Source organism: Pseudomonas sp. NFPP12, from assembly GCF_900103205.1.
In the GTDB taxonomy this organism is placed as follows: Bacteria; Pseudomonadota; Gammaproteobacteria; order Pseudomonadales; family Pseudomonadaceae; genus Aquipseudomonas; species Aquipseudomonas protegens.
Genome location: NZ_FMWW01000002.1, coordinates 240,459 through 267,327 on the forward strand (window position 1 = coordinate 240,459; position 26,869 = coordinate 267,327).

General features: G+C 62.4%; 28 protein-coding genes. 19 read left to right on the forward strand and 9 right to left on the reverse strand.

From position 1 onward, the window contains the following. Positions 1-21 precede the first annotated feature (21 nt). Positions 22-1,113: a chorismate synthase gene (gene aroC / locus BLS75_RS08620; RefSeq protein WP_011062618.1), complete on the reverse strand. Its 1,092-nt coding sequence runs from the start codon at positions 1,111-1,113 to the stop codon at positions 22-24. Positions 1,114-1,254: 141 nt separating this feature from the next. On the opposite strand from aroC, the gene BLS75_RS08625 reads away from it, so the two are divergent. Further along, a complete protein-coding gene (locus BLS75_RS08625) occupies positions 1,255-2,208 on the forward strand; it encodes an alpha/beta hydrolase (protein WP_072450659.1) in 954 nt (317 codons plus the stop codon). 99 nt (positions 2,209-2,307) lie between these two features. Beyond that, positions 2,308-3,099 (forward strand): hypothetical protein, encoded by a 792-nt coding sequence (locus tag BLS75_RS08630; RefSeq protein WP_011062620.1) that lies wholly within the window; start codon positions 2,308-2,310, stop codon positions 3,097-3,099. A 51-nt stretch (positions 3,100-3,150) separates the two neighbouring features. On the opposite strand, the gene prmB is transcribed toward BLS75_RS08630, so the two are convergent. Continuing rightward, complete coding sequence (gene prmB / locus BLS75_RS08635; RefSeq protein WP_011062621.1) at positions 3,151-4,059, reverse strand: 50S ribosomal protein L3 N(5)-glutamine methyltransferase; 909 nt, start codon at positions 4,057-4,059, stop codon at positions 3,151-3,153. 239 nt (positions 4,060-4,298) lie between these two features. Between prmB and BLS75_RS08640 the strand changes: the two genes are divergently transcribed. The 5 genes from BLS75_RS08640 to BLS75_RS08660 all read left to right on the forward strand — a co-directional run bounded on the left by BLS75_RS08640 (position 4,299) and on the right by BLS75_RS08660 (position 7,070). Continuing rightward, the gene (locus tag BLS75_RS08640; protein ID WP_011062622.1) at positions 4,299-4,889 is read left to right on the forward strand and encodes a cysteine hydrolase family protein; all 591 of its coding nucleotides are present in this window, start codon (positions 4,299-4,301) and stop codon (positions 4,887-4,889) included. A gap of 129 nt (positions 4,890-5,018) precedes the next feature. Continuing rightward, positions 5,019-5,339 carry a hypothetical protein gene (locus BLS75_RS08645; protein WP_011062623.1) on the forward strand — a complete coding sequence of 107 codons (321 nt, stop codon included), beginning with the start codon at positions 5,019-5,021 and terminating at the stop codon, positions 5,337-5,339. Between the two features lie 75 nt (positions 5,340-5,414). Then, the gene (locus BLS75_RS08650) at positions 5,415-5,972 is read left to right on the forward strand and encodes a Smr/MutS family protein (protein ID WP_011062624.1); all 558 of its coding nucleotides are present in this window, start codon (positions 5,415-5,417) and stop codon (positions 5,970-5,972) included. Between the two features lie 77 nt (positions 5,973-6,049). Continuing rightward, complete coding sequence (gene folE / locus BLS75_RS08655) at positions 6,050-6,595, forward strand: GTP cyclohydrolase I FolE (RefSeq protein WP_011062625.1); 546 nt, start codon at positions 6,050-6,052, stop codon at positions 6,593-6,595. A 103-nt stretch (positions 6,596-6,698) separates the two neighbouring features. Next, positions 6,699-7,070, forward strand: coding sequence for a glutathione S-transferase N-terminal domain-containing protein (locus tag BLS75_RS08660; RefSeq protein ID WP_065365442.1), 372 nt, complete (start codon positions 6,699-6,701; stop codon positions 7,068-7,070). Between the two features lie 18 nt (positions 7,071-7,088). Here the strand turns inward: BLS75_RS08660 and BLS75_RS08665 are convergent, their stop codons facing one another. The 3 genes from BLS75_RS08665 to BLS75_RS08675 are packed head-to-tail and all read right to left on the reverse strand — an operon-like array spanning position 7,089 to position 10,067. Next, on the reverse strand, positions 7,089-7,415 hold the full coding sequence (locus BLS75_RS08665; RefSeq protein WP_011062627.1) for an AtuA-related protein: 327 nt from the start codon (positions 7,413-7,415) through the stop codon (positions 7,089-7,091). After that, positions 7,412-8,770, reverse strand: a complete 1,359-nt coding sequence (locus BLS75_RS08670) for an acyclic terpene utilization AtuA family protein (RefSeq protein WP_053159745.1) — start codon at positions 8,768-8,770, stop codon at positions 7,412-7,414. Before BLS75_RS08670 ends, BLS75_RS08665 begins: the two co-directional genes overlap by 4 nt. Before the next feature lies 1 nt (position 8,771). Further along, the gene (locus BLS75_RS08675) at positions 8,772-10,067 is read right to left on the reverse strand and encodes a CitMHS family transporter (protein WP_011062629.1); all 1,296 of its coding nucleotides are present in this window, start codon (positions 10,065-10,067) and stop codon (positions 8,772-8,774) included. 131 nt (positions 10,068-10,198) lie between these two features. Between BLS75_RS08675 and BLS75_RS08680 the strand changes: the two genes are divergently transcribed. Further along, positions 10,199-11,092 (forward strand): LysR family transcriptional regulator, encoded by an 894-nt coding sequence (locus tag BLS75_RS08680; protein ID WP_011062630.1) that lies wholly within the window; start codon positions 10,199-10,201, stop codon positions 11,090-11,092. Between the two features lie 60 nt (positions 11,093-11,152). Here the strand turns inward: BLS75_RS08680 and BLS75_RS08685 are convergent, their stop codons facing one another. Together BLS75_RS08685 and BLS75_RS08690 are read right to left on the reverse strand one after the other, a co-directional pair. After that, positions 11,153-11,755, reverse strand: a complete 603-nt coding sequence (locus BLS75_RS08685) for a glutathione S-transferase family protein (RefSeq protein ID WP_011062631.1) — start codon at positions 11,753-11,755, stop codon at positions 11,153-11,155. Positions 11,756-11,765: 10 nt separating this feature from the next. Next, positions 11,766-12,932, reverse strand: coding sequence for an aminotransferase-like domain-containing protein (locus BLS75_RS08690; RefSeq protein WP_072450985.1), 1,167 nt, complete (start codon positions 12,930-12,932; stop codon positions 11,766-11,768). Positions 12,933-13,014: 82 nt separating this feature from the next. Between BLS75_RS08690 and BLS75_RS08695 the strand changes: the two genes are divergently transcribed. Both BLS75_RS08695 and BLS75_RS08700 read left to right on the forward strand, forming a co-directional pair. Then, the gene (locus tag BLS75_RS08695) at positions 13,015-13,458 is read left to right on the forward strand and encodes a MarR family transcriptional regulator (protein ID WP_011062633.1); all 444 of its coding nucleotides are present in this window, start codon (positions 13,015-13,017) and stop codon (positions 13,456-13,458) included. Positions 13,459-13,745: 287 nt separating this feature from the next. Then, positions 13,746-15,095, forward strand: coding sequence for an NCS2 family permease (locus tag BLS75_RS08700; protein ID WP_015636600.1), 1,350 nt, complete (start codon positions 13,746-13,748; stop codon positions 15,093-15,095). A gap of 237 nt (positions 15,096-15,332) precedes the next feature. Here BLS75_RS08700 and uraH read toward each other — a convergent pair whose 3' ends face one another. Continuing rightward, positions 15,333-15,686, reverse strand: coding sequence for a hydroxyisourate hydrolase (gene uraH / locus BLS75_RS08705; protein WP_072450660.1), 354 nt, complete (start codon positions 15,684-15,686; stop codon positions 15,333-15,335). A gap of 423 nt (positions 15,687-16,109) precedes the next feature. On the opposite strand from uraH, the gene puuE reads away from it, so the two are divergent. The 7 genes from puuE to BLS75_RS08740 all read left to right on the forward strand — a co-directional run bounded on the left by puuE (position 16,110) and on the right by BLS75_RS08740 (position 23,557). After that, positions 16,110-17,036, forward strand: a complete 927-nt coding sequence (puuE, locus tag BLS75_RS08710) for an allantoinase PuuE (RefSeq protein WP_011062636.1) — start codon at positions 16,110-16,112, stop codon at positions 17,034-17,036. Continuing rightward, positions 17,033-17,548 (forward strand): 2-oxo-4-hydroxy-4-carboxy-5-ureidoimidazoline decarboxylase, encoded by a 516-nt coding sequence (gene uraD / locus BLS75_RS08715; protein ID WP_072450661.1) that lies wholly within the window; start codon positions 17,033-17,035, stop codon positions 17,546-17,548. The genes puuE and uraD overlap by 4 nt, the downstream gene beginning before the upstream one ends. Positions 17,549-17,643: 95 nt before the next feature. Beyond that, the gene (gene alc, locus BLS75_RS08720) at positions 17,644-18,639 is read left to right on the forward strand and encodes an allantoicase (RefSeq protein WP_072450662.1); all 996 of its coding nucleotides are present in this window, start codon (positions 17,644-17,646) and stop codon (positions 18,637-18,639) included. A gap of 83 nt (positions 18,640-18,722) precedes the next feature. Beyond that, a complete protein-coding gene (locus BLS75_RS08725) occupies positions 18,723-19,226 on the forward strand; it encodes an ureidoglycolate lyase (protein WP_011062639.1) in 504 nt (167 codons plus the stop codon). Positions 19,227-19,277: 51 nt separating this feature from the next. Continuing rightward, a complete protein-coding gene (locus tag BLS75_RS08730; RefSeq protein ID WP_072450663.1) occupies positions 19,278-20,606 on the forward strand; it encodes a urate hydroxylase PuuD in 1,329 nt (442 codons plus the stop codon). A 168-nt stretch (positions 20,607-20,774) separates the two neighbouring features. Next, a complete protein-coding gene (locus BLS75_RS08735) occupies positions 20,775-22,133 on the forward strand; it encodes a nucleobase:cation symporter-2 family protein (RefSeq protein WP_015636603.1) in 1,359 nt (452 codons plus the stop codon). A 638-nt stretch (positions 22,134-22,771) separates the two neighbouring features. Further along, positions 22,772-23,557 carry an outer membrane protein OmpK gene (locus tag BLS75_RS08740; RefSeq protein ID WP_011062642.1) on the forward strand — a complete coding sequence of 262 codons (786 nt, stop codon included), beginning with the start codon at positions 22,772-22,774 and terminating at the stop codon, positions 23,555-23,557. 56 nt (positions 23,558-23,613) lie between these two features. Here BLS75_RS08740 and BLS75_RS08745 read toward each other — a convergent pair whose 3' ends face one another. Continuing rightward, the gene (locus BLS75_RS08745; protein ID WP_072450664.1) at positions 23,614-24,399 is read right to left on the reverse strand and encodes a GntR family transcriptional regulator; all 786 of its coding nucleotides are present in this window, start codon (positions 24,397-24,399) and stop codon (positions 23,614-23,616) included. Positions 24,400-24,559: 160 nt separating this feature from the next. Between BLS75_RS08745 and BLS75_RS08750 the strand changes: the two genes are divergently transcribed. After that, complete coding sequence (locus tag BLS75_RS08750; RefSeq protein ID WP_072450665.1) at positions 24,560-25,870, forward strand: MFS transporter; 1,311 nt, start codon at positions 24,560-24,562, stop codon at positions 25,868-25,870. 15 nt (positions 25,871-25,885) lie between these two features. Continuing rightward, positions 25,886-26,860: a D-erythronate dehydrogenase gene (gene denD / locus BLS75_RS08755; protein WP_072450666.1), complete on the forward strand. Its 975-nt coding sequence runs from the start codon at positions 25,886-25,888 to the stop codon at positions 26,858-26,860. Positions 26,861-26,869: the final 9 nt, after the last annotated feature.

Sequence of the window (26,869 nt, forward strand, 5' to 3'; positions counted from 1 at the left end):
TGGCGACTGGCAGGACCGGCATTACAGCTGGCCCAGCACCGGCGTGCTGACGCGCACGTCGGCATTCTGGCCGCGGTGGCGCAGCAGATGATCCATCAGCACGATGGCCATCATCGCCTCGGCGATCGGCGTGGCGCGAATGCCCACGCACGGGTCGTGGCGCCCCTTGGTGATCACGTCCACCGGGTTGCCGTCGATATCGATGGAGCGCCCGGGGGTGGTAATGCTGGAGGTCGGCTTGAGCGCCAGGTGAGCGACGATCGGCTGTCCCGAGGAGATGCCGCCCAGAATGCCGCCGGCGTTATTGCTGAGGAAACCTTGCGGGGTCAGTTCGTCACGGTGCTCGGTGCCGCGCTGGGCAACGCAGGCGAAACCGGCGCCGATCTCCACGCCCTTGACCGCGTTGATGCTCATCAGCGCATGGGCCAGCTCGGCGTCCAGGCGATCGAAAATCGGCTCGCCCAGGCCCGGCATCACCCCTTCGGCCACCACAGTGATCTTCGCTCCGACCGAATCCTGGTCTCGACGCAACTGGTCCATATAGGCTTCCAGTTCCGCAACCTTGTCCGGATCGGGGCTGAAGAAGGCGTTGTTCTCTACCGAATCCCAGGTCTTGAAGGGAATCTCGATCGGGCCCAGCTGGCTCATGTAGCCGCGAATCACGATGCCCTGGCTGGCCAGGTACTTCTTGGCGATGGCCCCGGCCGCCACGCGCATGGCGGTTTCCCGGGCCGAGCTGCGGCCGCCACCACGGTAGTCGCGGATGCCGTACTTGTGGTGGTAGCTGTAGTCGGCGTGAGCCGGGCGGAACAGGTCCTTGATCGCCGAATAGTCCTTGGACTTCTGATCGGTGTTGCGGATCAACAAGCCGATGGAACAGCCGGTGGTCTTGCCTTCGAACACCCCGGAGAGGATCTCGACCTCGTCGGGTTCCTGGCGCTGGGTGGTGTGGCGGCTGGTGCCAGGCTTGCGCCGGTCCAGGTCACGCTGCAGGTCCTCCAGCGTCAGTTCCAGGCCCGGCGGGCAGCCGTCGACAATGGCGACCAACGCCGGACCATGGCTTTCGCCCGCGGTGGTGACAGTGAACAGCTTGCCGTAGGTATTGCCGGACATGCAGGGAGCTCCGTGAAATCAGCCGAAATAACTCAATCTGGATTAGCGCGTGCGCCAGTATACGCAGGCTACCCAACTAGTTCATCCTCGAACCTTCTGCCTGTTACCGAGTCAAACCGGCACCTTATCCATGATGGCGCGATGATGCTGCGAGTTCTTCTCTTGAGCCTTTCCCTGTTCACCGGCCTGGTTCATGCGGCCGTCCTGCAACGCCCCGTGAGCCTGGACACCGGGCACGGTGAGCTGTACGGCTCGCTGCTGCTACCCAAGTCCGAGCAGCCGGTGCCGGTGGTGCTGATCATTTCCGGCTCCGGCCCCACTGACCGCGACGGCAACAACCCCGATGGCGGGCGCAACGACAGCCTCAAGCGCCTGGCCTGGGTACTGGCCAAGCACAACATCGCCAGCGTGCGTTATGACAAGCGCGGCGTGGCCGCCAGCCTCGCCGCGACCCCGGACGAACGCAACCTGACCCTGGACGCCTATGTCGCAGATGCCGTGGCCTGGGGCAACAAGCTCAAGGCCGATCCACGCCTGGGCCAACTGATAGTCCTGGGGCATAGCGAAGGCGCACTGATCGCCACGCTGGCGGCACCGCATCTGAATGCCGCAGGCGTTATCTCGATCTCCGGAACCGCCCGCCCGGTGGACCAGATCCTGCGCCAGCAGTTGAGCTACCGCCTGCCACCGGCGCTGATGCTGCGCAGCAATGAGCTGCTGGACAGCCTCAAGGCCGGCAAGGTCGACCCGGATGTACCCCCTGCCCTGCAAGTCATCTTTCGCCCCAGCGTGCAGCCTTACCTGATCACCCTGTTTCGCGAAGACCCGGCGGCGGCCTTCGCCCGCCTGAAGATGCCGGCGCTAATCATCCAGGGCAGCAACGACATCCAGGTCAGCGTCGATGACGCCAGGGTCCTCAAGGCCGCCAAACCGGATGCGCAACTGGCACTGATCGAGGGCATGAACCATGTAATGCGCATCGTGCCCAATGACCTCAAGCGCCAGCTGGCCTCCTACAAGGACCCGCAATTGCCCCTGGCAGCGGAACTGGGCAGCGCGATCATCGATTTTATTGACGGACTTCACACCCGTTAGGCTGTTTTTGCCCTCCAGTCCTGAAAAAAACGGCCGATAAGCCTTTGCCGGCCGTTCAATTGCTGTCGGCGCGCAGCGATTGGACAGGATCTCGCCGTTATGACTGATACCCCGAATTCACCCGCCACCGAGCAGGAAGCCGCCGCCCCTGAAGCGCCGCCGCTGCCGTGGGCCGATGTGCAGGCCGAGCACCACAAGATGCTGCGCCTGGCACCCTTGCAGACCGATCGCGCCACGGGCGGACGGCCTCTGCGCTTTGTCGAGTTCGGTTATGCCGAACGCAACAACAAAGAGCACAGCCTGCTGCGCATGACCATCAGCCTCCCCGGCCAACGGGTGCGCAAGGAACAGAATCACCTGGATGTGTGGGTCGAGCACGACACTCGCCGGGTGCACTTCGAGCCCGAAGGCGGCCTGCAGGTCGAACCGCTGAACCGCGGAATCGGCCGTTTCCTGCTGGCCCAGGCAGCGCAGTGGGCCCAGAAGAAGTGGCCGCACTACCGGGTCGACGGCTTCGACCTGGCAAACAAGGATGCCCTCAACGAAGACACGCGCCTGCGTCGCGACCACGTGCTGCGCACCCAGGGTTTCGATGTGGTGTATGCCGATGCCCAGCACCTCAAGGGCAGCGTCAAGGATGTCCAGGTGGGTGAACTGCTGGGCCAGTGGAATAGCGAAAAACTGCAGTTCGTGGAGATTCTGGAAGCGGCGCAGATGCTCCAGCAGGCCGAACAGAATCTTGAAGAACTGGAAGTGAAGCTGCGCAAGCAGGAAGAGAAAGTCACCAAGTACAAGCGCGAGGACACCGGTCTGCGCTTCACCATCACCTGCCTGGTGGCCTTTGCGGTGTTCCAGGCCGGGCTGCTGATCTGGATTGCGACTCATCGCTGAGCCGCAACGCCTGACCACCAGAGGCCCGCGCTGCGCGGGCCGGCAATCGGCTCAGACCCGGGACGCGAACAACGCCTGATGTTCGCGGCACTGCTCCGCGGTCAGCATGAACACACCGTGGCCACCGCGCTCGAAGTCCAGCCAGGCGAAGTCGACCTCCGGGTACAGCGCCTCGACATGCACCTGGCTGTTGCCCACCTCGACAATCAGCAAGCCCTTCTCGGTCAGGTGGTCCGCCGCCTCGGCTAGCATCCGCCGCACCAGGTTCAGGCCATCCTCGCCACAGGCCAGGCCCAGCTCGGGCTCGTGCTGGTATTCATCCGGCATGTCGGCGAAGTCTTCGGCATCGACATAGGGCGGGTTGGACACGATCAGGTCGAAGCGCTGCCCGGGCAGGCCATCGAAGCCGTCGCCCTGGACCGTGAACACCCGCTCATCGACGCCATGGCGCTCGATGTTCTGGTTGGCCACTTCGAGGGCTTCGAAGGACAGGTCCGCCAACACCACCTCGGCATCACGGAATTCATAGGCACAAGCGATACCGATGCAGCCGGAACCGGTACACAGGTCGAGAATCCGTGCCGGCTCGCTGCCCAGCCAGGGTTCGAAACGTTTTTCGATCAGCTCGCCAATCGGCGAACGGGGGATCAGCACGCGCTCATCGACAATGAACGACATGCCGCAGAACCAGGCCTCGCCCAGCAGGTAGGCGGTAGGCACGCGCTCCTGGATACGGCGCTTGAGCAGGTGCTGCACATGGACCAGCTCGTCGTCTTCCAACGCGCAATCAAGGTAACTGTCGGCAATTTCCCAAGGCAGGTGCAAGGCGCCGAGCACCAGTTGACGGGCCTCGTCCCAGGCATTGTCGGTACCATGGCCGAAGAACAGATCCTCCCCATGAAAGCGGCTGACAGCCCAGCGGATATGGTCGCGCAAGGTGCGCAGGCGGGAAGTGATCACGGGACAGACTCCTGACAAAACGACCGGCGATTCTAACAGCCAAAACGCTTGCCGACGACGAATGAAAAACCAGCGACGGGCAATGGTGTTCAAGCGTTTTTTTCTCGGGAAGGCTGCATACCTTGCCCCACTTGACAAGGCTACAGGCCAGCAACGGCGCACCTTACGTTAGTAGCGATTCACAGAAGCGCTCCGCCAGAGGACAATGGCGCAAAAGCCCCACTCACAGGAGCCCCAGAATGTCCGTTCCAAAGACGATGTTTCAACTCAGCGGTCGTGGTTATGCAGCGGCCAATTTGAGCCACGCGACCCTTGTGATCATCGACGCCCAGAAAGAATACCTCAGCGGCCCGCTGGCCCTGTCCGGCATGGACGCGGCAGTGGCCAACATCCGCCAACTGCTGGCCGCGGCCCGGGCTGCCGGTCGCCCAGTGGTGCACGTACGCCACCTCGGTACCGTCGGCGGCCTGTTCGACCCACAAGGCGAGCGCGGCGAGTTCATTCCCGGCCTTGAACCCCAAGGCGACGAAACCATCATCGGCAAACTGCTGCCCAGCGCGTTCCACGGCACCGAACTGGAAAAGCGCCTGCAAGACCTCGGTTCCCTGGACCTGATCGTCGCCGGTTTCATGAGCCACTCCAGCGTCAGCACCACCGTGCGCGCGGCCAAGAACCTGGGCTTTCGCTGCACCCTGGTAGAAGACGCCTGCGCCACCCGCGACCTGCCCTACAAGGGTGGCATCCTCAGCGCCGAGCACGTTCAGCAAACCGAAATGGCAATCATGGCCGACAACTTCGCCACCCTCGCCCAGACCGCAAGCCTGATCTGATCAGCCCTGGTGAGCGGCTGGCGGGCCGCTCATCCATAAACCCCTCGCCTTTGCAGCAATTGCCTTAGCCTCAGGAACCACCCGGTCAACTTCCGGTCGAAGGGCCGATACCCATTGAGGAAGGTCGGAATGAAGATATCCGATGGTTTTGACGCACGCCGATTGCGGCCCAAAAGCCCGCGAAACTGGCGGTTGCGCCTGGGTGCGGGATTCTCCGCGCTACTGGCGACATTTGGCGTGCTGCTGGCGATGGCCGGTACTGCGAGCCTGCTGGGCCGCGCCCCGGCGCTGGGGGAAATGAATGCCAGCCCGGCGGGCTCGGCGGTGATCCTGGTGGTCGGCCTGTTGCTGCTGTATGTCGGCGTACGCTTGTGGCGGCGCTGCCGGCGGCGCATGCGCCAGCCCCTGGCGCTGAACATGGCGCCGCACCTGATGAAAAAACACGACTGACATTCCCGAGGCGCGATTTGCGCGCCTTAAGGTGTTCCGAGTTGGGTAAACTAGCCGCCCTTCGCGGAGGCTGACATGCAAGACGACGATTTTTCCCTGTTCAAAAACGAGATCCGCGGCGTCAAGCCGATCAAGCACGATCGTGCCGATACGGGCAAACCCAAGAGCGACCGGGCGCAGATCGCCAAGTTGCGCCAGGCGGCCACCGTACGCAGCGAGACCACCACAGTGGACGGGCTGTCCGACCAGTTCGTCATCGACGTGGGGCCGGAAGATGAGCTGATGTGGGCCCGCGACGGGGTCCAGGAAAGCCAGATGCGCAAGCTGAAGATCGGCCAGATCCCCTTTGAAGGCAGCCTCGACCTGCATGGCATGACCGTGGAAAAGGCCCGGGAAACCCTCTGGGCCTTTCTCGCTGAAGCCACCCAGTTCGAAATCCGCTGCGTGCGCGTCACCCACGGCAAGGCTGTGCGCCTGGACGGCAAGCGACCGATGATCAAGAGCCACGTCAACACCTGGCTGCGCCAGCATCCGCAGGTGCTGGGCTTCACTTCCTGCCAGGCCAGGCATGGCGGTACCGGGGCGCTGTACGTCATGCTCAAGCGCACCATGATGGAAGGCCGTGACGAATAAAGCCGCTGCATCACGCTTGCAGCGTCGTGTCCGCCACCGTACCCTTGCCCTTTGCGTAAAATCCCACAGGTAGTTTCATGTCCCTGGAACAGAATTACACCGCGATCCTCGGCCAACTGGGCGAGGACGTCTCCCGCGAGGGCCTGCTCGACACGCCCAAGCGTGCCGCCAAAGCCATGCAGTACCTCTGCCGCGGTTATGCCCAAACCCTGGAAGAGGTCACCAACGGTGCCTTGTTCAGCTCCGACAACAGCGAAATGGTCCTGGTCAAGGACATCGAGCTCTACTCGTTGTGCGAACACCACCTGCTGCCGTTCATCGGCAAGGCCCATGTCGCCTACATTCCCAGCGGCAAGGTCCTGGGGCTGTCGAAAGTCGCGCGCATCGTCGATATGTACGCCCGCCGCCTGCAGATCCAGGAAAACCTCAGCCGGCAGATCGCCGACGCCGTCCAACAAGTGACCGGCGCCCTCGGGGTGGCCGTGGTGATCGAGGCCAAGCACATGTGCATGATGATGCGCGGTGTGGAGAAACAGAATTCGTCGATGATCACCTCGGTGATGCTGGGCGAGTTCCGCGAGAATGCCGCGACCCGCAGCGAATTCCTCAGCCTGATCAAGTAACAGGCTGCAGGCGAAAAAGCCGGCGTTGATCGCCGGTTTTTTTTCGCCCGGGAAAAATCAGGTAAGCTGCCGCCCCTTCATTCATGGGCAAGAGGCAATAACCGTGATCGTCAAAGCGCTGCGAGTCGGCCTGGGCCAACTCATCATTTTCATCGACTTCATCACCCGCCCACGCAAGCAGCAGCGGGACGCCGCCGCTCAGGCGCAAGTCGTGGAAGCCGCCAAGGGCCTGACCCTGTACCAGTTTCACGCCTGCCCGTTCTGCGTGAAGACCCGCCGTACCCTGCATCGCCTGAATGTGCCGGTGGCCTTGCGCGACGCAAAAAACAACGAGCAGGACCGCCAGGCCCTGTTGGAGCAGGGCGGCAAGATCAAGGTGCCGTGCCTGCGCATCGAAGAGAACGGCCAGACCACCTGGATGTATGAATCCAAGGTGATCATCGATTACCTGAACCAGCGCTTCGCGACCGTCTGACGCCCTCCCCGGGGCTCTTCAGCCCCGAGCCAACTGCAAGTCAAGCAAGGCCGCGCCCAAGCACTTGCCGTGGGCATCCAGCGCCAGGGAGCGGGTCACTCCGCCGCGCAGGATGCCCGGCAAGACAAAGTTCAAGGCCCGCACATTCTCCAGGACATAGCGCTGCACCGGCGCCGCATCGCTCCCCAGCAAGCCGGCGAAATATTGCGCCACGCGCTCGGCGGTAAGCTGCTCGCAAAGAAAGGCAAAGTCCTCGGCGCGGTAGGCAATCACCGAAATATTCGAAGTGTCGCCCTTGTCCCCCGTACGCGAGTGCGCCAAGTCACGCAATTTGACCTCATTCATGCCCGTACCTCCTGATGCAAGGTGACCCTGACGGCCTCCCGGGGCAGTAACAGCGAAGCCACCGCCACCACCTGCCGCAGGCTTTTACTGGCCCCGCCGCCACCAGCGGGCCCATTGGTATAGAGGGTTTCCACCTCATTGCCGACGCGCACCGCTTCGGCCTTGTCCGTGCAGCGAGCCGCCACCCGCAGGCGCACTTCCCAGGGTTCGGCAGGCGCTCGCTGGCCCAGTTCAACACCGTGCAAGGCATCGATGCCGATCAGCTCCGCGCGCACTTCCTGCATCTGTACCCCGGTCAGGGCCAGGCGCTCGAGCACGATATCCCGGGCCAGCCGCGCCCTGGCCACAGCCCCAGGGCCGCCATAGGAAATCTGCCCTTCGCCGATCCAGCCATCCAGGTAGCCGACGCTGACCTTGAGCCGCTCAGGCCGTGGGCTGCCTGCCGCCCCTTGCAGCCGCACCCGGTCCGGTGCCTCCTCGACAAAGCCCACTGCGGAAAAGTCGGCACAGACATCCGGCGTCAGGTAGGCCGCCGGGTCATGCACTTCGTAGATCAACTGCTCGGTACAGGTAGCGCTGCTGACCTGCCCCCCGGAGCCCTTGACCTTGGTGATCAGCGCCGCGCCCTGTGCATCCACTTCGGCCAGGGGGAACCCCAGGCGCGCCAGACCGGCCACATTCTTGACCCCCGGATCGGCAAAGTAGCCGCCGCTGACCTGCCCTGCGCACTCCAGCAGATGCCCCACCAGGGTCCCGCGCCCCAGGCGCAGCCAGTCATCCTCGGCCCAGCCGAACTCGAAGATCTGCGGCGCCAGGAACAACGAGGGGTCGGCCACCCGCCCAGTGATCACTACGTCGGCATCAGCCCGCAGCGCGTCGACGATGCCCTGGGCGCCCAGGTAGGCATTGGCGGAAATCAGCCGCTGCCCCAGCGAGCCCAGGGTCTGCCCGTTGTCCAGCACCCACTCCGGCCGGGCCCGCAGAGTCTCGAGCACATCGTCCCCCAGCACCGCGATCACCTTGAGCCCTGGCAAGCCCAACTCGGCCGCGATCCGTTGCACCTCGGCCACCGCCGCCAACGGATTGGCCGCCCCCATGTTGCTGATGATGCGCAAACGCCGCCCCGAGGCCGTGGCGCCGACAAAGGGCAGCACCCCGCGCATCCGTGCCCCCAGCAACGGGTCGTAGCCGCTGTGCGGGTCGGCCAGGCGCGCCTGCTGCGCCAGGGCGATGGTGCGCTCGGCCAGGCATTCGAACACCAGGTAATCCAGGTCGCCCTGTTGCGCCAACTCGATGGCGGGCTCGATACGGTCACCGGAGTAACCGGCGCCGGAGCCGATACGTAGGCTTTTCATCTTAAAAAACTCCCAGCAGCAGCGCGGTCAGGGTCATCAACACTGACGCAGCGAATAGAAAGGGGATGGTGAAACGCTGGTGGTCGGCCAGTTCGATCTTGCACAGGCCCACCAGCAGGAAGGTCGCCGGGGTCAGCGGGCTTACCGGGAAACCGGTGGTGTGCACGCCGAGCAACGAAGCCTGGGCCACTTGCAGCGGGTCGACACCCAGGGCCTTGCCCACTTCGGCAATCACCGGCATCACCCCGAAGTAGTAGGAGTCGGGGTCGAACAGCATGCTCAGAGGCATGGACAGGAACCCCACCACAGTCGGAATCAGCTTGCCGTGACCGGCAGGAATCTGCGCCACCGCCACTTCGGCAATCGCCTTGAGCATGCCGCTGCCCTGCATGATGCCGGTGAACACACCGGCCGCCAGGAGAATGCTGGCCATGGTCAGGGCCGTCTTGGCATGAGCATCGATGCGTGCCCGCTGGGCCTCGACATCCGGATAGTTGATGCACAGCGCCAGCACCGTGCCGACCATGAACATCACCACCGGATCGACCCAGCCGGCAATCATCACCAGCATCACCAGCACCGTGAGCAGCAGGTTGATCCAGAAGCGCCCGGGACGGCGTAGCGCCTCTTCGGCGGGGCTCAATACCCGGGTCGGGATGCCTGCACCGGCCGTGGCATCGGCACCGAGCCCCAGGCGGCGCTCCTCCCGGCGGCCGAGCCACCAGGCGCTGGCGAAGACGAACAGCAGGCCGACGATCTGCACCGGGATCAGCGGCTGGAACAGATCCGCCACCGGCACATGCAGGGCCGCTGATGAGCGCAGTACCGGGCCGGTCCAGGGCAGGAAATTGACCCCCGCGGCCATCGCCGCGACGCAGGCCAGAATCCGTCGATCGATGCCCAGCCGGGTATACAGCGGCAGCATTGCCGGCACCGTCACCAGGAAGGTCACCGCGCCGGAACCGTCCAGGTGCACCAGCAGCGCCAGAAGCGCCGTACCGACCACGATCCGCGTCGGCCGGGTGCCGACGGTACGCAGGATGCGGTCGATGATCGGGTCGAGCATGCCGGCGTCGGTCATGATGCCGAAGAACAGGATAGCGAACACGAACATGCCTACCACGGGGGCGACGTTCTTGATGCCGGTGACGATGAAGGCGCTGGTCTGCAGACCGAAGCCGCCGATCAGCGCGGCGATGATCGGCAGCGCAATCAGCGCGACCAGAGGCGACAGGCGCTTGCTCATGACGGCCGCGAGCAGGCAGAGAATGGTGATGACACCCAGGGTGGCGAGCATGGAGCAACTCCAGTGTGCCGCCTCTTCAAGCCGGGGCGGGAAGGCGGACGGTTATTGTTTTTCTGGAGTATTGAAATCGCGCTAGTCTTTGTAAATTGGAATATTCGGCGCCTTGCATTCGGAAAAACAAAATGAAGAACTCGATCCAGCATATCCAGGCCTTCCTCGCCGTGGCCCGCAGCGGCAACTTCAGCAAAGCCGCCGCCGAGCTGCACCTGTCGCCATCAGCCCTTACCGTGCAGGTCCAGCAACTGGAGGAATGGCTGGGGGTCGCCCTGCTCGATCGCAGCCCGCGCCATGTCAGCCTGACCGCTGCTGGGCTGCAGGCTCGGGGACCGATGGAGAAACTGCTGCTGGACCTGGACAACATCGTCAGTGGCTCCCGGGACCTGGCCGCCCTGCGTCGGGGCGTGGTCACCCTCGCCGCGCTGCCGTCGGTCTGCGCCGGGGTGCTGCCGCCGGCCTTGCGCCAGTTTCGCGAGCAATTTGCCGGAATCGAGGTACGCCTGCAGGACCTGGTGGCTCACCGCATTCATGCCCAGGTCCGGGCCGGCGAGGTGGATTTCGGTATCGGCGGGCGCGCCCGGCTCAGCCACGGGCTGGATTTCCAACCTCTGCTGGAGGATCGCCTGTGCCTGTTCGTGGCCACCGATCATCCCCTGGCCCAGCGCCAGTCAGTGACGCTGAAGGACCTGGCCCGCCAGCCGATCATTCTCACCGGCCGCGACAGCAGCGTGCGCGAGCAGGTCGAAGCGCTGTTCGACGACAGCCGACTGTCCCTGCTTCCAGCCATGGAAGCCAACTACATGAGCACGGTGCTGGCGCTGGTACGCCAGGGGCTGGGCATTACCCTGCTGCCGGAATCCGCCGATGACGGCCGTGAGGGCCTGCGCCGGATTGCCATCAAACACCCGGGGGTCAGCCGCGAGATCGGCCTGATCCGCCGCAGTGGCCAGCAACTGAGCCCAGCGGCGCAGCGCTGTTATGAGTTGCTGCGCCAGAACCTGGCCGGCAAACATCGTTAGCGGGCCCCACAACGCACCGAACCGGCACAAGGCCGGTCCAGTGGGGATGAAAGCACCCGCTCAGTCGAGCATCGGCACGTGTCGCGGATGGCTTTGCACCCGCTGCATCCAGGCCTGGATGCCCGGGTAGCGGCTCAGGTCGAAACCGCCCTCATCGGCCACGTGGGTGTAGGCATAGAGCGCAATATCGGCGATCGAATAGTGCTCGCCCACCAGGTACGGGGTGCGGCTCAATTGTTTCTCCATCACGTCCAGCGCCTTGTAGCCACGCTTGTGCAACTTCAGGTATTCCTCGCGGCGCTCCTCCGGCAGCCCTTCGTAAAGCTGGATGAAACGCGCCACCGCGATGTAGGGCTCATGGCTGTACTGCTCGAAGAACTGCCATTGCAGAACCTGGGTGCGCAAGCGCGGTTCGCTGGGCAGGAACTGACTGCCGTCGGCGAGGAAGTTGAGAATAGCGTTGGACTCCCACAGGCAGGTGCCGTCTTCCAGTTCCAGAACCGGAATCTTGCCGTTGGGGTTCTTTGCCAGGAAGGCCTCGGTCTGGGTATCGCCCCCGAGAATATCCACCGCCTGCCATTCATAAGGCAGCCCCAGCAGATTGAGCATCAGCTTGATCTTGTAGCAGTTGCCCGAACGGTAATCGCCATAAACCTTGTACATGGCCCTCCCCTTAGGCTGCCTGTGCAGCCTGTGCTTGACGTATCACGGTGGCCAGCCGCTTGAGGCCTTCGTCCAGCCGCGCCGGATCGATATGGCTGAAATTCAACCGCAGATGCCCGGGGTTGCGTTCCGGATCGGCAAAGAACGGCTCACCGGGCATGAATGTGACGTCGTGCTCCAACGCCGACTTGAGCAAAGTGCGGGTATCCAGGGGCTGTTTCAAGCTCAGCCAGAAAAACAATCCGCCCTGGGGCACCTGCCAATCCGCCAGATCGGCGAAATGGGTGAGCAAGGCGCCCTGGAATTCATCCCGGCGCTGGCGATAGAAACTGCGCAACTGATCCAGGTGCGCCTGATACCGCTCGCTGCCGATCCACTGCATGGCCTGCCACTGGCCAACCCGATTGGTGTGCAGGTCCGCCGACTGCTTCAGCCGCAGCAGGTGCGGAAACAGGTCCGGGCTGGCAATCAGGTAACCCACCCGCAGGCCCGGCAACAGGGTTTTAGACACGGTGCCGGTGTAGATCCAACTGGCTTTTTCCAGACGGCCGACAATAGGCGTGGCACTGCCACCATCGAACGTCAGCTCACGGTAGGGCTCGTCCTCGATCAGGGTCACGCCGAACTCGTCCAGCAAAGCCGCCACGGCATCACGCTTGGCTTCGCTGTAGCGCACCGCCGAGGGGTTCTGGAACGTCGGAATCAGGTAGATGAACGCCGGCCGGTGCTGCTCCAGGCGCGCGCGCATCTGCACCAGGTCCGGCCCATCGGCCTGCAGCGGTACGGTCAGGCAGTCGGCGCCGAACAGCTGGAAAATCTGCAGGGCGGCCAGGTAGGTCGGCGCTTCCAGCATGATCTGGGTGCCCTTGTCGATGTACAGCTTGGCTGCCAGATCGAGGGTCTGCTGGGAACCACTGACCACCAGCACCTGGCTCGCCTCGCAAGGCACCCCGAGCTGGCGCGCCTGGGCCGCCAGGGCTTCACGCAATTGCGGCTCGCCTTCGCTCATGCCGTATTGGCCCATGGCCAACGGCATGTCCTGCCATTGCACCTTGGGCAGCATCACTTCGGCCGGCAGGCCCCCGGCGAACGACATCATTTCCGGGCGCTGGGCCGCGGCAAGGATTTCACGGATCAGAGAGCTTTTGAGACGCGATACACGTTCGGAGAAGGCCATGGAGATCACCGCTAGCGAAGGCTGAGGAAAATACGTCAAACTGCTTGACCGAAATTACGCCGACCTTTGCAGATACGTCAATATGCTTGACCTTAAAAACCAGGCTTCGCAACAAGCGGCCATGGAAGCTTTCTTCTTCGGCTATCAGGCGTTTACCGCCAAGGCCGACGAAATGCTCGAACGCCGGGGCCTGAGCCGGGTGCACCAGCGCATCGTGTTTTTCATCGCCCGCTATCCCGGGCTCAGCGTCAAGGAACTGCTCAATCTGCTGGGGGTGAGCAAGCAGGCATTGAACACACCGTTGCGCCAATTGATGGAAATGCACCTGGTGGACAGCGTCGCCCCGGACAGCGACAAGCGTAAGCGCCTGTTGCAGTTGACCGCCGATGGCACAGGCTTCGAGCAATCCCTGCGCCGCGAGCAGGTCAAACTCCTGCAACGGGCCTTCAGCGAAGCTGGCGAGAGTGCGGTCAATGGCTGGCTGGCGGTGAACCAGGCGCTGGCCGGCAAACCCGTCGAAGACTGAGCCCCTGCGGGCGCCATTCATTGGTGCGCCGGCCCCGGCCTTGCCCCAAACCCTTGCACACCCCGGCGCAACGTCGGGGCCGCGATATAGCCATGTTCGCGGATTTTTCGCACACAACCCCAAAAACATTATTTGCTTTCTTTGTATACAAACGCATAATTCGCCCGACGAGTTCTTGACCCACAGGTCAACAAAACCCGCACGCCTTACCTGCCTCAAAGAGCCGCTGCCCACCCTTGCGTGTCCGGCTCTGGAAAAAACAATAAAACTCTTGAGGAGTACTCGCTGTGGAAAGCCGCAAATCCGAAGCCTCTACGCTCGATCTCTCGCCGTCGCTGAACAGCGGCTGGCTGGAGCGCATCTTCAAACTCAGGTTGCATGGCACCACGGTGAAGACCGAGTTGATTGCCGGTCTGACAACCTTCATCACCATGGCCTACATCATCTTCGTCAACCCCAACATCATGGCCGACGCCGGCATCGATCACGGAGCAGCCTTCGTCGCCACCTGTATCGCCGCCGCCCTGGGCTGCCTGTTGATGGGCCTGTACGCCAACTGGCCGGTGGGCCTCGCACCGGGCATGGGGCTCAACGCCTTCTTCACCTACACCGTGGTCGGCACCATGGGCTACCACTGGGAAACCGCCCTTGGCGCGGTGTTCATTTCCGGTGTGCTGTTCATGATCCTGACCCTGTCGCGGGTACGTGAATGGCTGCTCAACAGCATTCCGGTGAGCCTGCGGTTCGCCATGGGTGCCGGGGTCGGGCTGTTTCTCGGCCTGATCGGCCTGAAGACGGCCAACATCATCGTCGACAGCCCGGCCACCCTGATCAAGCTCGGCAACCTGCGAGACCCCGGCCCACTGCTGGCGGCCGTCTGCTTCTTGATGATCGCAGTGCTCAGCTATCACCGGGTCTTCGGCGCGATTCTCATCAGTATCATCGCCGTGACCCTGGCCGGCTGGGGCCTGGACCTGGTGCACTACAACGGGATCATGTCCACTCCGCCGAGCCTGGCGCCGACCTGGATGGCCATGGACATCGCCGGGGTGTTCAACGTCAGCATGATCAGCGTGGTCCTGGCGTTCCTCTTCGTGCACATGTTCGACACCGCCGGCACCCTGATGGGCGTGGCCCAGCGCGCCGGCCTGGTGAACGCCGATGGCAAGATCGAGAACCTCTCCCGCGCACTCAAGGCGGACAGTGCCTCCAGCGTGTTCGGTGCCGTGGTCGGTGTACCACCAGTCACCAGCTATGTGGAAAGTGCCGCCGGGGTCGCCGCTGGTGGCCGCACCGGGCTGACCGCGGTCACCGTGGGCGTGCTGTTCATTGCCGCAATGTTCTTCGCTCCCCTGGCAGGCATGATCCCCGCCTATGCCACCGCCGGCGCGCTGATCTATGTGGCGATGCTGATGATGGGCGGCATGGCCCACATCAACTGGGACGAGGCCACCGACAGCATTCCGGCCATCGTCACCGCGATCATGATGCCCCTGACCTTTTCCGTCGCCGATGGCATTGCCCTGGGCTTCATCACCTATGTGGTGCTGAAGGCCGGCACCGGCAAGTACAAGGAAATCTCCATCAGCCTGTATGTGCTGTGCGCGATTTTCATCGCCAAGTTCATTTTCCTCTAGGGCGCCCTGCTCCACACAGGCCCCGTCCCGCTGGATGGGGCTTTTTCATTGCCGATGATCGGCTGTGGCCAGCAAGTCCGGGGCGGTCACAGGGCCCTTTCGGCGGCGAGCCGGCTCCTGCGGGATCGAGTGGAGCCGACGACCAGTGAAGGCTTTATGCCAGACGAAAAAAAGCCCGCAGTGTGGGCGGGCAAGGACCAAAGAAGCTATTTGCGCAGGATTCTTGGGGGGAAAGTCCTAGCTTCCTCTGTAGGTCGAATAGCTGTAAGGCGAGATCAGTAGCGGTACGTGATAGTGGTCCTGCTCGGCGCTGATGCCGAACCGCAGTACCACCACATCCAGGAACGCCGGCTGCGGCAGTTGCACACCACGGGCACGGTAGTAGTCACCGGCATGGAAGTGCAGTTGGTACACCCCGGAACGGTAGTCATCACCCTGCAGCAGCGGCGCATCGCAACGGCCATCGCTGTTGGTCAGGGTGCTGGCGACCAATTCCAGCTGGGTCCCTTCCACTCGATACAGCTCGACCTTGATAGCGCTGCCAGGGCAGCCATGTGCGGCATCCAAAACGTGTGTAGTCAAACGTCCCATTGATTCTGCGTGCCTGGCGCCTTCAAGCGTTCAGGCCTCGCGCCTCCCGGAGTCAGTAATTGAAGGAGACCGCAGCGTTTCGACCAGTGAAAAGCTGCGGCGAGAGCAAGATTAAGACATTTTTCAAAAAAATTGTACACAATAATAATCGCAAATATTCCCGGCCCCGAGCCCCTTCGAATGCATCAGCGGATTTGCCTGAACGCCATAGCGACAGACGACTTGTCATCCATTAGCTGACCATCCAGGCAAGTTTCTTGCAGGTGACAGCCATAGCGATGAAAGCGGAAAAATGCAAAAAATCAGGCTTACAAAGTGAAGACAAACTTGTATACAATAATTCCATCGCAGTGACGCCCACCTGGCTTTCCGGCTTCAGGTTCCGCCACGCCACCGTTATCACGAATAAGAAGGAAGACTGCAGTGAGCGCTGACTACCCTCGCGACCTGATCGGTTACGGCTCCAACCCTCCTCACCCTCACTGGCCGGGCAATGCCCGCGTCGCCCTGTCCTTCGTGCTCAATTACGAAGAGGGCGGCGAGCGCAACATCCTTCATGGCGACAAGGAATCGGAAGCCTTCCTCTCGGAAATGGTCTCGGCGCAACCGCTGCAGGGCGAGCGCAACATGAGCATGGAATCGCTGTACGAGTATGGCAGCCGTGCCGGCGTCTGGCGGATTCTCAAGCTGTTCAAGGAATTCGACATTCCACTGACCATCTTCGCCGTGGCCATGGCCGCCCAGCGTCACCCGGACGTGATCCGCGCCATGGTCGAAGCCGGCCACGAGATCTGCAGCCACGGCTACCGCTGGATCGACTACCAGTACATGGACGAGGCCCAGGAACGCGAGCACATGCTCGAAGCGATCCGCATCCTCACCGAAATCACCGGCGAACGCCCACTGGGCTGGTACACCGGCCGCACCGGCCCGAACACCCGGCGCCTGGTGATGGAGGAAGGCGGCTTCCTCTATGACTGCGACACCTACGACGACGACCTGCCCTACTGGGAACCCAACAACCCCACCGGCAAACCGCACCTGGTAATCCCCTACACCCTGGACACCAACGACATGCGCTTTACCCAGGTGCAGGGCTTCAACAAGGGCGACGACTTCTTCCAGTACCTGAAGGACGCCTTCGATGTGCTCTACGCCGAAGGTGCCGAAGCGCCGAAGATGCTTTCCATCGGCCTGCACTGCCGCCTGATCGGCCGCCCGGCGCGCCTGGCCTCGCTCAAGCGCTTCCTCGAATACGTCAAGGGCCACGAGCAGGTGTGGTTCAGCCGCCGGGTGGACATCGCCCGTCACTGGCAACAGACCCACCCTTACCAGGGAGCGGCGAAATGACTGCCTTCCAGAGCCTCAAGCCCTCGACCCTGAGCCGCGAAGATTTCGTCAGGGCCTTCGCCGACATCTACGAACACTCGCCGTGGGTTGCCGAAAAGGCCTACGAACTGGGGCTCGACGCCTCCGTCGACCAGATCGAGACCCTGCACCAGCGCATGAGCGACATCCTGTTGAGCGCCGATCACGCCAGCCAGCTGGCACTGATCAACGCTCACCCGGACCTGGCCGGCAAAGCCGCCGTCCAGGGCCAGTTGACCGAAGCCAGTACCAATGAGCAGGCCGGCGCAGGTATTCACCAATGCACCGCCGAAGAGTTCCAGCGCTTCACCGAGCTCAACGACGCCTACAAGGCCAAGTTCAAGTTTCCCTTCATCATGGCGGTGAAGGGCAGCAATCGGCACCAGATCCTCGCCGCATTCGAAACCCGCATCCACAACTCGGTGGACACCGAGTTCAAATGCGCACTGGCAGAAATCAACAAGATCGCCCTGTTCCGCTTGCTGACCCTGTAGCGATTGCCCGCCTGGCCCGAGAAAGCATCTGCACCGATGCATTTCCCAGGGCCTCGCGAGCACCCCGGCCACTGAATTCAAGGCAGACAAGAAGAATGAAAACCAACGCCGTAGCTTTCGAGAAGTTCGTCAACCTGGCCGATGCCCGGCTGGGGACCAAGATCATCTCGGTCACCGATGACTGGTTCGCCGACGCCAACCGCCTGTTCCAACCGACTCCGGCGGTGTGGAAGGAAGGCGTATTCGATGACAACGGCAAGTGGATGGATGGCTGGGAATCACGCCGCAAGCGCTTCGAAGGCTACGACAGTGCGGTCATCCGTCTCGGCGTGGCCGGCTCGATCAAGGGCGTGGACATCGACACTTCATTCTTCACGGGCAACTTCCCGCCCTCGGCCTCCCTGGAAGCCTGCTTCCTGGCCGCAGGCGAACCGGATGAAAACACCCAGTGGACCGAAGTGCTGTCGGCGGTGGAGTTGCAGGGCAACAGCCACCACTACCACGAGATCCACCACCACCAGCCGTTCAGCCACCTGCGCTTCAACATCTACCCCGATGGCGGCGTAGCACGGCTGCGGGTCTACGGCATTCCCTACCGCGACTGGTCGGCCATCGGCGATGACGAACAGGTCGACCTGGCTGCCGCCCTCAACGGCGGCCGCGCCCTGGCCTGCTCCGACGAGCACTTCGGGCACATGGGCAACCTCCTCAACCCCGGCCGCGGCATCAACATGGGTGACGGCTGGGAAACCGCCCGGCGCCGTACTCCCGGCAACGACTGGGTGATCATCGCCCTGGGCCATGCCGGTGAAATCGAAAAGATCATCGTCGACACCCTGCACTTCAAAGGCAACTACCCGGACAGCTGCTCGATCCAGGGCGCCTTCGTCAAGGGTGGCACCGACAGCCAGATCGAAACCCAGAGCCTGTTCTGGCGTGAACTGCTACCCAGCCAGAAGTTGGAAATGCACGCCGAACACAGCTTCGTCGAACAGATCAGGGCACTGGGGGCTATTACCCACGTGCGCCTGAATGTATTCCCGGACGGTGGCGTCAGCCGCCTGAGACTGCTGGGCAAGGTCAAAAAATAAAGGGTCGCGCAGCGCGCGGGCGACCGGTTTGCCCGCAGTAGCCACGGACCAGACAACAACGAACTCGAGATAAGAAGAACAGCATGCGCACATTAGTGATTGAGCCCCTGAGCAAAGAAGCCTTCGCCCCTTTCGGTGACGTAATCGAGACCGACGGCAGCGATCACTTCATGATCAACAACGGTTCGACCATGCGCTTCCACCGCCTGGCAACGGTCGAGACCGCTCAGCCGGAAGACCAGGCCATCATCAGCATCTTCCGCGCCGACGCGCTGGACATGCCGCTGACCATCCGCATGCTGGAACGCCATCCGCTGGGCAGCCAGGCTTTCATCCCGCTGCTCGGCAATCCCTTTCTGATCGTGGTCGCGCCACTTGGCGATGAACCTGTATCGGGCTTGGTCCGTGCCTTTGTCAGTAATGGCAGGCAGGGCATTAATTACCATCGCGGCGTCTGGCACCACCCGGTGCTGACGATCGAAAAGCGGGATGACTTCCTGGTGGTTGATCGCAGTGGCACTGGCAACAACTGCGATGAGCATTTCTTCAAAGAGGATGAGCGTTTGATCCTCGCCCCCCACCAATAAGAGAAGGTCTGATCACCCGACAACAAGGGTGGCAGGCAAGAGGTAAAGACTGTGGAAGCACATCTGTTGGAATGGCTCAACCTGAGCGTGCGTTGGGTACATATGATCACTGGTGTGGCCTGGATCGGCGCATCGTTCTATTTCGTCTGGCTGGAGAACAACCTCAACCGCGTCAACCCCAAGGACGGCCTGTCCGGCGACCTCTGGGCGATTCACGGCGGTGGTATCTATCACCTGGAAAAATACAAGCTGGCACCGCCCTCGATGCCGGAGAACCTGCACTGGTTCAAATGGGAAGCCTACTTCACCTGGATGTCCGGGATTGCCCTGCTGTGCCTGGTGTTCTACTTCAACCCGATGCTCTACCTGGTTGCCCCCGGCAGCGGTCTGACCGGCCCTGAAGGCGTGGCCATCGGTATCGGTGCGTTGATCGCCGGCTGGTTCGTCTATGACTTCCTCTGCGATTCGCCACTGGGCAAGAAACCCGCCCTGCTCGGCTTCATCCTGTTCCTCCTGCTGATCGGCGCTGCCTATGGCTTCAGCAAGGTGTTCAGTGGCCGTGGCGCGTACCTGCATGTGGGCGCCATCATCGGCACCATCATGGTGGGCAACGTGTTCCGCATCATCATGCCGGCCCAGCGCGCGCTGGTGGCAGCGATCGCGGAAAACCGCACCCCCGACCCGACCCTGCCGGCCAAGGGCCTGCTGCGCTCGCGTCACAACAACTACTTCACCCTACCCGTGCTGTTCATCATGATCAGCAACCACTTCCCGAGCACCTACGGCAGCCAGTACAACTGGTTGATCCTGGCCGGGATCGCGGTCCTGGCGGTATTGGTGCGTCATTACTTCAACACCCGTCATGACAGCCACAAGTTCGCCTGGACCCTGCCCGTCGCGGCACTGGGCATGATCTGCCTGGCCTACGTGACCGGCCCGACCCCGGCGCCAAGCGCTCCGGAAGTGGCCAAGGCCCAGACCCAGTACCAGCCACTGCCTGAAACCGCCCTGGGCGGCAAGCCGGCAACCTCGGCTGCGACAGAGGCACCGCCACCGGCCGCTCCAGCCGCTGCGGCAACGGCTCCGGCCAGCGCCCCGGCGCAGGCGGCCAATGCCGGCCCGTCCTTCGACAAGGTGCATAGCGTGATCCAGGAGCGTTGCGCGGTCTGCCATTCGGCCAAGCCAACCAGCCCCCTGTTCAGCGCAGCACCGGCAGGGGTGATGTTCGACACTCCAGAGCAGATCCGCCTGCAAGCCGCGCGGATCCAGGCCCAGGCCGTCGCCAGCCAGATCATGCCGCTGGGCAACATCACCCAGATGACCCAGCAGGAACGTGAACTGGTCGGTGCCTGGATTGCCCAGGGAGCCCAGACCAACTGATCAGCCTGGTTCCCGGCTGATTCGCGAGCAAGCTCGCTCCTACAGGACCGCAACTGTCTGTAGGAGCGGGCTTTCTTGCCATCAGTCAGAAGATTCGCCTGTTGCAAACACGTTGCGCGTAAAGACGCAGCGGTTAAATCACAAGAATAAAAAGATCCGAGGTGTTGCATGTCCGATTCATCCGAACAGTGCGTCCCCGATGCGCCCGCCATTCAGCGCTTGCCCTTCCTGCAACTGATCCTGGTCGGTCTGCAGCACGTCCTGCTGATGTATGGCGGTGCAATCGCGGTACCGCTGATCATCGGACAGGCCGCTGGCCTGAGTCGTGAAGAAATCGCCTTCCTGATCAATGCCGACCTGCTGGTTGCCGGGATTGCCACCATCGTCCAGTCAATGGGCATCGGCCCCATGGGCATTCGCATGCCGGTGATGATGGGGGCCAGCTTCGCCGCGGTGGGCAGCATGGTGGCCATGGCCGGCATGCCCGGCATCGGCATGCAGGGAATTTTCGGCGCAACCATCGCCGCCGGTTTCTTCGGCATGCTGATCGCGCCGTTCATGTCCAAGGTGGTGCGCTTCTTCCCGCCGCTGGTCACTGGCACGGTCATCACCTCGATCGGTCTCTCGCTGTTTCCCGTGGCGGTGAACTGGGCAGGCGGAGGCAGCAGCGCAGCCCAGTTCGGCTCGCCCATCTACCTGACCATCGCCGCCCTGGTGCTGGGTACCATCCTGCTGATCCACCGCTTCATGCGCGGCTTCTGGGTGAACATCTCGGTACTGATCGGCATGGGCCTGGGCTACATCCTCTGCGGCCTGATCGGTATGGTCGACCTCAGCGGCATGGCCCAGGCACCCTGGCTGCAGGTGGTCACACCGCTGCACTTCGGCATGCCGCAGTTCCACCTGGCCCCGATCCTCTCCATGTGCCTGGTGGTGGTGATCATCTTCGTCGAGTCCACCGGGATGTTCCTGGCCCTGGGCAAGATCACCGGCCAGGAGGTCACCCCACGCATGCTGCGTCGCGGCTTGCTGTGTGATGCCGGGGCATCGTTCTTCGCTGGCTTCCTCAACACCTTCACCCACTCCTCCTTTGCCCAGAACATCGGCCTGGTGCAGATGACCGGCGTGCGCTGCCGTTCCGTGACCATGGTCGCCGGCGGCCTGCTGATCGTCCTCAGCCTGCTGCCCAAGGCGGCGTTCCTGGTGGCGTCGATTCCACCGGCGGTGCTGGGGGGCGCGGCCATCGCCATGTTCGGCATGGTGGCTGCGACCGGGATCAAGATCCTCCAGGAAGCTGACATCGCCGACCGGCGCAATCAGTTGCTGGTGGCCGTGAGCATCGGCATGGGCCTGATTCCCGTGGTGCGCCCGGAGTTCTTCGCCCACCTGCCCCTGTGGATGAGCCCCATCACCCACAGTGGCATCGCCATGGCGACCTTGAGTGCGCTGGTGCTGAACCTGCTGTTCAACATTCTCGGGGGCAGCGAGCGCGCGGCCAGCAATGCGCATCACGCCCATCAGCACTGAATCACCAACAGGGTGCCGGCTCGGCGCCCTGACCTTGCTTCACCGTTCACGCTTGACCGCAGCGCTCGCCCACTCAGGATCGAGCGCTGCCCATTAGACGCTGCGCCTTGAAAATAAGAACAAACAGGGAGCAACACCTATGCAGCCTGCCCAGGCTTTCCTGGCGGTGGCCGCTGGACGGCCATTAGCGCCATGCAATCCCCCTGACGGCCGCCAGTCATTGGCACTCTATTGCCCTTCAATGCGGATGCTTGCCTGAGATGGCCCGCATACCCGCCCCAAAGTGGTTGCAAGTGCGCCGTTGCGGAGCACTTGAGCCCTGCCGTGAGAGCCAGTATTCTCCGCGGCCGCGCAAGTCTGGTCTAAAAAAAAGCCCGGATGAAAAACCTGACCCAATAGCCAACTTATCCCGGCCTGGACAGGTAACAAGGCGCAAGAAAACATCGCGAAAAACACTCTCGCCCGGCGGTATCGCTACAGCCGGACGGGAGTTTTTTGCTTTTTTTCGGCCTTGGCTCAGCTCTTGCTAACAGCAACAAAGCTGACCGATCGGATGGTTTTTTGCAGCAACGAAAAAAGGCGCCAAACCAGAGCGCCAAGCCAAAAAAACGTGGAACTACCTACTTGGGAGCAACCGAATGAAACCGATGTGCAAGAGCCTGATGTTGGCCGCCAGCTTGCTGGCCGGGGGGCAGGCCGTGGCTGGCGACCTGTTGCAATGGCAGAACAACAGCCTGACTTACTTGTATGGCAAGAACTTCGAAGTTAACCCGCAGATTCAACAGACGGTTACTTTCGAACATGCCGATGCCTGGAAGTACGGGGATAACTTTTTCTTCCTCGACCGCATCTTCTATAACGGCAAGGAAGACGGCAACGTCGGCCCGGACACTTACTACGGCGAGTTCACGCCACGCCTGTCGTTCGGCAAGATCTTCGACCAGAAACTTGAATTCGGCCCAATCAAGGACGTGCTCCTGGCGTTCACCTACGAGTTTGGCGAAGGTGACAACGAGTCCTACCTGATCGGCCCGGGCTTCGACCTGGCAGTCCCTGGCTTCGACTATTTCCAGCTGAACTTCTACCAGCGCCACACCGAGGGCAGCCGCCCGGGCGACAACGTCTGGCAGATCACGCCAGTGTGGTCCTACACCATTCCCGTGGGCCGCTCGGACATCCTGATCGACGGCTACATGGACTGGGTGGTGGACAACGACCAGAACGCCAAGGGTACCTACCACGCCAACCTGCACTTCAACCCGCAGATCAAGTACGACCTGGGCAAGGCGCTGAACTGGGGCGCCAAGCAGCTGTACGTCGGCTTCGAGTACGACTACTGGAAGAACAAGTACGGTATCGAGGACTCGCGCAACTTCGAGACCAACCAGGACACCGCCAGCCTGCTGGTCAAGTACCACTTCTGATGCTTGGCTGATGCCGCCTGCGCCCCTCCATGGAGGGGCGCAGGCGGTATTTGCCATCAGGCAATGCGTGAACCGGAATCCCGCCAGAATGCCGGATCGGCACTCTTGAGCCGCTCCACCGCGTTATGGATGTGGCTCAGCGCCGCTTGCCTCGCCCCTTCGACATCCCGCGCCGCAATCGCCCGATAGACCGCCAGATGCTCGGCGCGCACCGTGCGCGCCAGATCCTTGCGCCGTTCCTCATTGGAGCGGGTGATACGAATCGCTTCCTTGATGAATTGCGCAATGAATTCATGCAGGGAGGGGTACAGCGGGTTACCGGTGGCCTGGGAAATCGACAGATGGAACGCCAGGTCCTGCTCCACCCCATCCTGACCCGCCTGCTCGGCGCTATCGATAGCCAGCAGCGCCTGATGAATCGCCTCTAACTGCGAAGGGGTATGGCGCTGGGCCGCCAGGGCCGCCGCCTCGCCTTCGATACCACGACGCAGTTCGGTGACCCTGAGCACCGCCTCGATCGAGCCACGTACGTCCAGGTCGATAGTGAACGCCTTGATATGGGCGCCCTCACACACCACGGTGCCGCTGCCTTGGCGCACCTCCACCAGACCCGCCGATTTCAAGCGCGATATGGCCTCGCGGATGACGGTGCGGCTGACGCCGAAACGCTCGCACAGAACCGGTTCGGTGGGCAGGCGCGCTCCCGGCGGGACTTCGCCATTGGCGATGTGTGCCTTGAGCGCCGCAGTCACCTGGTCCGCCAGCGTGCCCTTGGCCGAATCCTTGAGCGTCGCCAGGGAATCGGCAGCGGGGAAAGCGTTATCAGGCTTGGACATGGGCATCTCGGTAGTCAAATTGGCTAACGGTACTGCATTTCAGGCGCGCCGTCCTGCCCGAAGCCCGCCATTGAATTCGTATGATGTATTATGTTATCTAAGCCATGTCAGCAAGTCCGATAAAAACAAAATCACCCAAATACAAGAAACAAGGATGGGTAAAGACATGCCTGAATCACTGTCGCAAACCGCATCGGCCCCGGTCACCGCCTCCTTCGAGGACCTGGCCTACCGTAAAGTCGCCTGGCGCATCCTGCCGCTACTGTTGCTGTGCTACCTGGTGGCCTATCTGGACCGGGTCAACGTCGGCTTCGCCAAGCTGCAGATGTCCGAAGACCTGCAGTTTTCCGAAGCGGTCTATGGCCTGGGCGCCGGGATCTTCTTCATTGCCTACTTTCTGGTGGAGATCCCCAGCAACCTGATCCTGCATCGAGTCGGCGCGCGGCTGTGGATCGCGCGCATCATGATCAGCTGGGGCCTCATTTCCTCGTGCATGGCCTTCGTCAACACCCCCACTTCCTTCTATGTCATGCGCTTTCTACTGGGCATCGCCGAGGCCGGGTTCTACCCGGGGGTGATCCTCTACCTGTCGTACTGGTTCCCCTCCAACCGCCGCGGCAAGATGTACGCACTGTTCGCTACCGCCGTGCCGCTTTCGGGGCTGATCGGCGCACCGCTATCCGGCTGGATCATGAGCGCCCTCAATGGCCATCACGGATTCGCCGGCTGGCAGTGGATGTTCTTTCTCGAAGGCCTGCCCTCGATTCTGGTGGGCGGCCTGGTGATCTACTGCCTCAGCGACCGGATCGCCGACGCCGGCTGGCTGACCCGGGAACAGAAGACCCTGCTGCAGAGCAGGATCGAAGCCGAAACCGACGGCCACCAGGTACACAGCGTGCGCCAAGTGTTCGGGCAGCCACGGATCTGGCTGCTGACCGCCATCTACTTCTGCATGATCGCCGGCTTCTACACAGTCGGATTCTGGCTGCCCTCCTTGATTCGCCAGGCAGGCGTCAGCGACGTCTTCCAGGTCGGCATGCTCACCGCGATTCCCTATGCCGCAGCGGCACTGACCATGGTGTTGATATCCCGCAGTGCCGACCGCCTGCGCGAACGTCGCTGGCACCTGGCGCTGACCGCGGTGCTGGGTGGGGTGGGGCTGATGATTTCCGCCACCTGGAGCGACAACTTCACAGTGTCGATGATCGGCCTGACCCTGGGAGCCATGGGCGCCTTCAGCACCCTGCCACTGTTCTGGAGCCTGCCCACCGCCTTTCTCGGCGGTACCGCTGCGGCAGCCGGGATTGCCCTGATCAACTCCTGGGGCAATCTCGCCGGGTTCGTTTCGCCCTACCTGATGGGCTTTCTCAAGGACCTGACCCAGAGCACCACCATCGGCATGTACGTGATGGCCAGTGCGCTGTTCGTCGGAGCCCTGCTGGTCTTCAAGATCCCCGGAAAACTGGTCAATCGCTGATAGTTGGAGTCACTCATGAATATTCTTGTCACCGGCGCCGCCGGGTTTCTCGGACGCCGCCTGATCCAGGCCCTGCTCGAGCGCGGCTCACTCACCGACCGTCACGGCCAGTTGCGCCCCATTCAGCGGATTACCGCGTTCGACCGCGACCCCGTGCAAGGCCTCGACGACCCTCGGGTCCAGGTCAAGGGTGGGGATATCACCGATCCCCAGGTACTGGCGCACCTGATCGACGCCGACACCCAAAGCATCTTTCACCTGGCCGCAGTGGTCTCCAGCCAGGCAGAAAGCGATTTCGATCTGGGCATGCGCGTCAACTTCAGCGCCACCCAGGGACTGCTGGAACGCGCGCGACAGTTGGGTGCTTGCCCAAAGTGGGTGATGACCAGCTCGGTGGCCGTCTTCGGTGGGCAACTGCCGGACACCGTCGGCGATGATCAAGTCTGGTCACCTCAGAGTTCCTATGGCACCCAGAAAGCCATGAACGACCTGCTGCTGGCCGACTATAGCCGTCGCGGCTTCGTCGATGGCCGCAGCCTGCGCATGCCCACCATCGTCGTGCGCCCGGGCAAGCCGAATCTGGCGGCATCAAGCTTTGCCAGCGGCATCATCCGTGAGCCCCTCAACGGTCAGGCCAGTGTCTGCCCGGTGCCCTTGAACACCCGACTATGGCTGATGTCACCGGCACAGGCCATTGCCAACCTGGTTCACGGTCACGAGCTGGCCGCCGAGCGCTTGAGCCAGGGCCGAGTAATCAACATGCCCGGTTTGTCACAGACAGTGGAGCAGATGATCGATGCGCTGCGCGAGGTGGCCGGTGACGCAGTAGCCCGGCAGGTTCAATTGCGGCCGGATGCAGCCGTCGAGCGCATCGTCGGCTCTTGGCCGGGAGCGTTCAGCACACCTTATGCAAACCAACTGGGCTTCACCGCGGACCCGGACTTTGCCAGCGTGATCCGACAGTTCATCAGGGATTATCTGCATCGTTGAACAACGGAC

Coding starts and splice junctions, on each gene's coding strand:
- aroC (WP_011062618.1), bottom strand. CDS start 1,113: ATGTCCGGCAATACCTACGGCAAGCTGTTCACTGTCACCACCGCGGGC.
- BLS75_RS08625 (WP_072450659.1), top strand. CDS start 1,255: ATGATGCTGCGAGTTCTTCTCTTGAGCCTTTCCCTGTTCACCGGCCTG.
- BLS75_RS08630 (WP_011062620.1), top strand. CDS start 2,308: ATGACTGATACCCCGAATTCACCCGCCACCGAGCAGGAAGCCGCCGCC.
- BLS75_RS08640 (WP_011062622.1), top strand. CDS start 4,299: ATGTCCGTTCCAAAGACGATGTTTCAACTCAGCGGTCGTGGTTATGCA.
- BLS75_RS08645 (WP_011062623.1), top strand. CDS start 5,019: ATGAAGATATCCGATGGTTTTGACGCACGCCGATTGCGGCCCAAAAGC.
- BLS75_RS08650 (WP_011062624.1), top strand. CDS start 5,415: ATGCAAGACGACGATTTTTCCCTGTTCAAAAACGAGATCCGCGGCGTC.
- folE (WP_011062625.1), top strand. CDS start 6,050: ATGTCCCTGGAACAGAATTACACCGCGATCCTCGGCCAACTGGGCGAG.
- BLS75_RS08665 (WP_011062627.1), bottom strand. CDS start 7,415: ATGAATGAGGTCAAATTGCGTGACTTGGCGCACTCGCGTACGGGGGAC.
- BLS75_RS08670 (WP_053159745.1), bottom strand. CDS start 8,770: ATGAAAAGCCTACGTATCGGCTCCGGCGCCGGTTACTCCGGTGACCGT.
- BLS75_RS08675 (WP_011062629.1), bottom strand. CDS start 10,067: ATGCTCGCCACCCTGGGTGTCATCACCATTCTCTGCCTGCTCGCGGCC.
- BLS75_RS08680 (WP_011062630.1), top strand. CDS start 10,199: ATGAAGAACTCGATCCAGCATATCCAGGCCTTCCTCGCCGTGGCCCGC.
- BLS75_RS08685 (WP_011062631.1), bottom strand. CDS start 11,755: ATGTACAAGGTTTATGGCGATTACCGTTCGGGCAACTGCTACAAGATC.
- BLS75_RS08690 (WP_072450985.1), bottom strand. CDS start 12,932: ATGGCCTTCTCCGAACGTGTATCGCGTCTCAAAAGCTCTCTGATCCGT.
- BLS75_RS08695 (WP_011062633.1), top strand. CDS start 13,015: ATGCTTGACCTTAAAAACCAGGCTTCGCAACAAGCGGCCATGGAAGCT.
- uraH (WP_072450660.1), bottom strand. CDS start 15,686: ATGGGACGTTTGACTACACACGTTTTGGATGCCGCACATGGCTGCCCT.
- uraD (WP_072450661.1), top strand. CDS start 17,033: ATGACTGCCTTCCAGAGCCTCAAGCCCTCGACCCTGAGCCGCGAAGAT.
- alc (WP_072450662.1), top strand. CDS start 17,644: ATGAAAACCAACGCCGTAGCTTTCGAGAAGTTCGTCAACCTGGCCGAT.
- BLS75_RS08725 (WP_011062639.1), top strand. CDS start 18,723: ATGCGCACATTAGTGATTGAGCCCCTGAGCAAAGAAGCCTTCGCCCCT.
- BLS75_RS08735 (WP_015636603.1), top strand. CDS start 20,775: ATGTCCGATTCATCCGAACAGTGCGTCCCCGATGCGCCCGCCATTCAG.
- BLS75_RS08740 (WP_011062642.1), top strand. CDS start 22,772: ATGAAACCGATGTGCAAGAGCCTGATGTTGGCCGCCAGCTTGCTGGCC.
- BLS75_RS08745 (WP_072450664.1), bottom strand. CDS start 24,399: ATGCCCATGTCCAAGCCTGATAACGCTTTCCCCGCTGCCGATTCCCTG.
- BLS75_RS08750 (WP_072450665.1), top strand. CDS start 24,560: ATGCCTGAATCACTGTCGCAAACCGCATCGGCCCCGGTCACCGCCTCC.
- denD (WP_072450666.1), top strand. CDS start 25,886: ATGAATATTCTTGTCACCGGCGCCGCCGGGTTTCTCGGACGCCGCCTG.